The sequence below is a fragment of the Ferrovibrio terrae genome (assembly GCF_943371255.1).
In the GTDB taxonomy this organism is placed as follows: Bacteria; Pseudomonadota; Alphaproteobacteria; order Ferrovibrionales; family Ferrovibrionaceae; genus Ferrovibrio; species Ferrovibrio terrae_B.
Genome location: NZ_CALRUC010000193.1, coordinates 1 through 4,165 on the forward strand (window position 1 = coordinate 1; position 4,165 = coordinate 4,165).

The 4,165-nt window shown below is 66.8% G+C and carries 5 protein-coding genes; 3 read left to right on the forward strand and 2 right to left on the reverse strand.

Annotated features, from left to right (window positions below; genetic code table 11):
- Positions 1 to 180: 180 nt before the first annotated feature.
- Genes xseA through AAG799_RS22550 form a run of 3 tightly spaced genes read left to right on the forward strand, consistent with a single transcriptional unit; the run spans position 181 to position 2,611 of the window.
- Positions 181 to 1,572 (forward strand): exodeoxyribonuclease VII large subunit, encoded by a 1,392-nt coding sequence (gene xseA, locus AAG799_RS22540; RefSeq protein WP_341899348.1) that lies wholly within the window; start codon positions 181 to 183, stop codon positions 1,570 to 1,572.
- Complete coding sequence (locus tag AAG799_RS22545) at positions 1,572 to 1,793, forward strand: DUF2093 domain-containing protein (RefSeq protein WP_341899350.1); 222 nt, start codon at positions 1,572 to 1,574, stop codon at positions 1,791 to 1,793. The genes xseA and AAG799_RS22545 overlap by 1 nt, the downstream gene beginning before the upstream one ends.
- Positions 1,790 to 2,611, forward strand: coding sequence for a M23 family metallopeptidase (locus AAG799_RS22550; protein WP_341899353.1), 822 nt, complete (start codon positions 1,790 to 1,792; stop codon positions 2,609 to 2,611). Before AAG799_RS22545 ends, AAG799_RS22550 begins: the two co-directional genes overlap by 4 nt.
- A 2-nt stretch (positions 2,612 to 2,613) precedes the next feature.
- Here AAG799_RS22550 and AAG799_RS22555 read toward each other — a convergent pair whose 3' ends face one another.
- Together AAG799_RS22555 and lpxK are read right to left on the reverse strand one after the other, a co-directional pair.
- Positions 2,614 to 3,516 carry a lauroyl acyltransferase gene (locus AAG799_RS22555; RefSeq protein WP_341899356.1) on the reverse strand — a complete coding sequence of 301 codons (903 nt, stop codon included), beginning with the start codon at positions 3,514 to 3,516 and terminating at the stop codon, positions 2,614 to 2,616.
- Positions 3,509 to 4,165, reverse strand: a 657-nt coding sequence (lpxK, locus tag AAG799_RS22560; protein WP_341899358.1) for a tetraacyldisaccharide 4'-kinase, incomplete at its 5' end; no start/stop codon positions are given. The genes AAG799_RS22555 and lpxK, both read right to left, overlap by 8 nt.

A 4,165-nucleotide genomic window follows, 5' to 3' on the forward strand; every position in this document is an offset into this window, starting at 1 on the left:
TCGCGTCCGCCCGATCCGATGACGAGAAGATTCATGTCTGCTGACCCGTTTCAGGATTGGCGACTGGAGGAATGGCGGCAATGTTTGTATCATGGGCCCAGCAGACGCAAGGCTTCCCGAATGAGCGATTTCGAGCCCTCCGCAGTCCCACAAGGCGCCCCCCCGGCAGCCCCGGGAAACGTGCCGGAATATACGGTTACCGAGCTTTCCCTGCGCCTGAAACGCAGCATCGAGGAAAGCTTCGGCTGGGTGCGGGTGCGCGGCGAGATTTCCGGCTTCAAGCGTGCCGCCTCGGGCCATCTGTATTTCTCACTGAAAGATGCCGATTCGGTGCTGGATGGCGTGTGCTGGAAGGGCAGTGCCGCCCGCCTGGGGGTGAAGCCCGAGGACGGCATGGAGGTGATCTGCTCGGGCAAGCTGACCAGCTATCCCGGCCGCTCCAAGTACCAGATGGTGGTCGAGCGCATGGAGTTGGCAGGCCTTGGCGCGCTGATGGCCCTGCTGGAACAGCGCAAGCAGAAGCTGGCTGCCGAAGGGTTGTTCGCGCCTGAGCGCAAGCGGCCGCTGCCCTATCTGCCGCGCGTGATCGGCGTGGTGACCTCGCCCACGGGTGCGGTGATCCGCGACATCCTGCATCGTCTGGCCGACCGCTTCCCTACTCATGTGCTGGTCTGGCCGGTGTTGGTGCAGGGCGAGGGTGCGGCCGAACAGGTGGCCAAGGCCATCCGTGGCTTCAACGCACTTCCTGAAGGCGGTGCCGTGCCGCGTCCCGATCTGCTGATCGTGGCGCGCGGCGGCGGCAGCCTGGAAGATTTGATGGCTTTCAACGAGGAGGTGGTGGTGCGTGCAGCTGCCGCCTCTGACATTCCGCTGATCTCGGCCGTGGGTCATGAAACCGATACCACGCTGATCGATTTCGCCTCCGACCGTCGCGCGCCGACGCCGACGGCCGCCGCCGAGATGGCCGTGCCGGTACGGCTCGATCTGGTCACCGACGTGGCCGGCCTGGACGAGCGCCTGCGTCGCGGCATGACGCGCCTGGCGCAGGAAAAGCGTCGCCATCTCGACAGCCTGGGTCGCGGCCTGCGTGGTCCGCGCGAACAGCTCGACATGGCGCGGCAGCGGTTTGACGATCTGTCCGACCGCCTGCGCCATGCCCTGCGGGTTGGCGTGGCCTCGCAGCGCGCCCGCATGGAAACCGCCATGGCCAGGCTGCGGCCGGCCTTGCTCAAACGCGAAGTGGTCGATTATGGCCGCCGCCTGAAGGATGCCGATGCGCGGCTGCTGCGCGCGATCCGCCAGCGCCAGGCCGATGCGACGCAACGGCTGAGCCAGCCAGCCAAGTTGCTGGAGAGCCTGTCCTATCGCAATGTGCTGGCGCGTGGCTTCGCCGTGGTCTATGGCGCCGATGGCCGCGCGCTGAATTCTGCCGCTGCCATGGCGCCGGGCGCGGCCGTTGCCATCGAGATGCAGGATGGCCGCCGCGATGCGCAGATTGTCGGCGGTGCCGCGCCTTCGCCAAAGCGGTCCAGTCCGGCGACCAAGCCGGTCAAGCAGGAAAGCCTGTTCTGATGCAGACCCCGCCGCTGCCGCGCGAGATCGAAGCCCGGGTGCATTACCGACATGGCGCTTTCGACATCGTTTTCCCCGGTTCCTACGTCACCTGCGCGGTGACCGGCACGCGCATTCCGCTCGAACGCCTGCGCTACTGGAGTGTCGACCGCCAGGAGGCCTATGCCGATGCGGTGGTGGCGACACGCGGTCTGGTCAGCGATCCGGTAAAGCGCGCATGATGCGCTGGCTGGCGGTCGCATTGATGCTGCTGAGCGGTGGAGCGCTGGCGCAGGCCAACCAGCCACCGGCGGGCGTAAGCTGGCAGGGCGATTTCAGCCAGGGCGGCCTGGTGATTGGCGTGGCGCAGCCCGGCATCGCGCTGAAACTCGGCGAGCGCAGCGTGCCGATGGCCAAAGATGGCCGCTTTGTCTTCGGCTTCGGCCGCGACGAGCCGGCAACCGTGACATTGGCGGTCAGTCACAGTGGTGGCCAGAGCGAGGCGCGCGTGCTTCAGATCGCGCCGCAGAAATACGACATCCAGCGCATCGACGGCCTGCCGCCGGCGCAGGTGACGCCGCCGCCTGCTGTGCTGGAGCGCATCAAGCGGGAGAATGCGCAGATCGCCGTCGCGCGCCAGCGCAATACGCCGCGGCAGGATTTCCTGCAGACCTGGATCTGGCCGGCAAAAGGCCCGGTCTCGGGTGTCTATGGCAGCCAGCGCATCCTGAATGGCGAACCGCGCACGCCGCATTTCGGCCTCGATATCGCGGCCCCCACCGGTAGTCCGGTGATGGCGCCGGTGGATGGCGAAGTGACGCTGGCCGAGAAGGATATCTATTTCACCGGCGGCACCATCATCATCGATCACGGCATGGGCATCAACTCGGCCTATTCGCATCTGCAGAGCGTGACCGTAAAGGTGGGGCAGCGCGTGAAACAGGGCCAGCAGATCGGCACGGTGGGCGCCACCGGACGTGCCACCGGCCCGCATCTGGACTGGCGACTCAACTGGTTCGACGTGCGGCTCGATCCGCAGCGCCTGCTGCCCAAGGAATAGGGTCAGTCCTTCGGCCAGCGCCGGTGCACCCAGAACCAGTGGTCAGGGCGGGCACGGATCCAGCCTTCAATCGTCTGGTTGACGCGCAGCATGGCATTATAGACATCGCGTTCGCGTTCGCCGGTATCCTCCAGGCGGATCGGCGCCTCGACGGTGACGCGGAAGCGCGCGCCGTTCAGGCGCTCGACATAAGCCGGCACCACCGGGCAGCCGGCGCGCAGCGCCAGTTCGGCGATGGCCGGCGCCGTCATCGCATCGCGACCGAAGAAGGGCACGGCGATGCCGGTGCTGAGCTTCTGGTCGACCAGCATGGCCAGCGATTCATTCTGCTTCAGCGCCTTGATCAGTTCGCGCGCCGCCTGCATGCCCTTGGGCACCAGCCGGCCGCCCACGGCACTGCGCAGGCCCTGCAGCAATTCTTCGGTCAGCGGATTGTTGGCGGCGCGGTAGACCTGCACCAGCGGCAGGCCATAGCGGGTTGCGACCAGGCCGAGCAGTTCCCAGTTGCCATAATGGGCGGAGAAAAAGATCGTCGGCCGGCCAGCGGCCAGGATGGCATCGACATGTTCGGTGCCGATCACCTCGACGCGGTCGGTGCGGGCCGCAATCTCCGCGCCAAGATCATCGAGATGCGCGTATTCCGCCATCACCCGGCCGAGATTGTCCCACATGCCGCTCAGCACCGCCTGCTGCTGCACCGCGGTCAGCTCCGGCAGGGCACGGGCGATATTGCGGGCAGCATGCTTATGCACGCCGAGACGTGGGCCCAGTCTGCGCGCGAGCCAGCCGCCGAAAGCGGAGGCTTGATCCAGCGGCAAGGCACTGAACAGCGCCAGCGCCAGCCGGGCACCCCAGGCTGCAACATATTCATGCGGCTCGGCACGCGGGAACAGGATTTTACGCACGGGGATGGGCCTGCCTCTGCGCCGGCGGCAACTGCTTCTGCAGATAGGCGTCGAAAGCCTGCGGCTCGGCAAAGACCAGCGACACGCGCAGCACATCGACCATGGCATGGGCATTGGCCGGCAGCCGCACCTGATCCTTCGCGGTGGTCACCGGAATGGCATTCAGGCTATGGGCGGTTTCAACAAGACGCATCACGGTGTCGGGGGTATAGGGCGCGTGGTCCGGGAAAGTGGCAGTCTGCACCACCATGGCACCAAGCTGTTGCAGGGATGTGAAGAACTTCTCCGGGCGACCGATGCCGGCGAAGGCCAGCACGCGGCGACCGCGCAGGCGCACCGCATCGGCGGCATTCGGTTCCAGCGTTGCATTGAAAACCGGGCGGCGGCCGAAATCGGGCAATGCCACGCTGCGCGGGCCGATCACCACCAGGGCGTCGCAGCGCGCCAGGCCATCTTCAATCGGTTCACGCAGCGGTCCCGCCGGCAGTTGCAGTCCGTTACCGAAGCCATAGCCGCCATCGACCACCAGCAGGTTGAGCCGGCGGGCCAGGGCGTAGGTCTGGTGCGCGTCGTCGGCGATGATGCAGTCGGCGCCGGCCGCCACGGCGGCGCGGGCGGCAGCCGGGCGGTTACTGCCGATCCAGGTGGG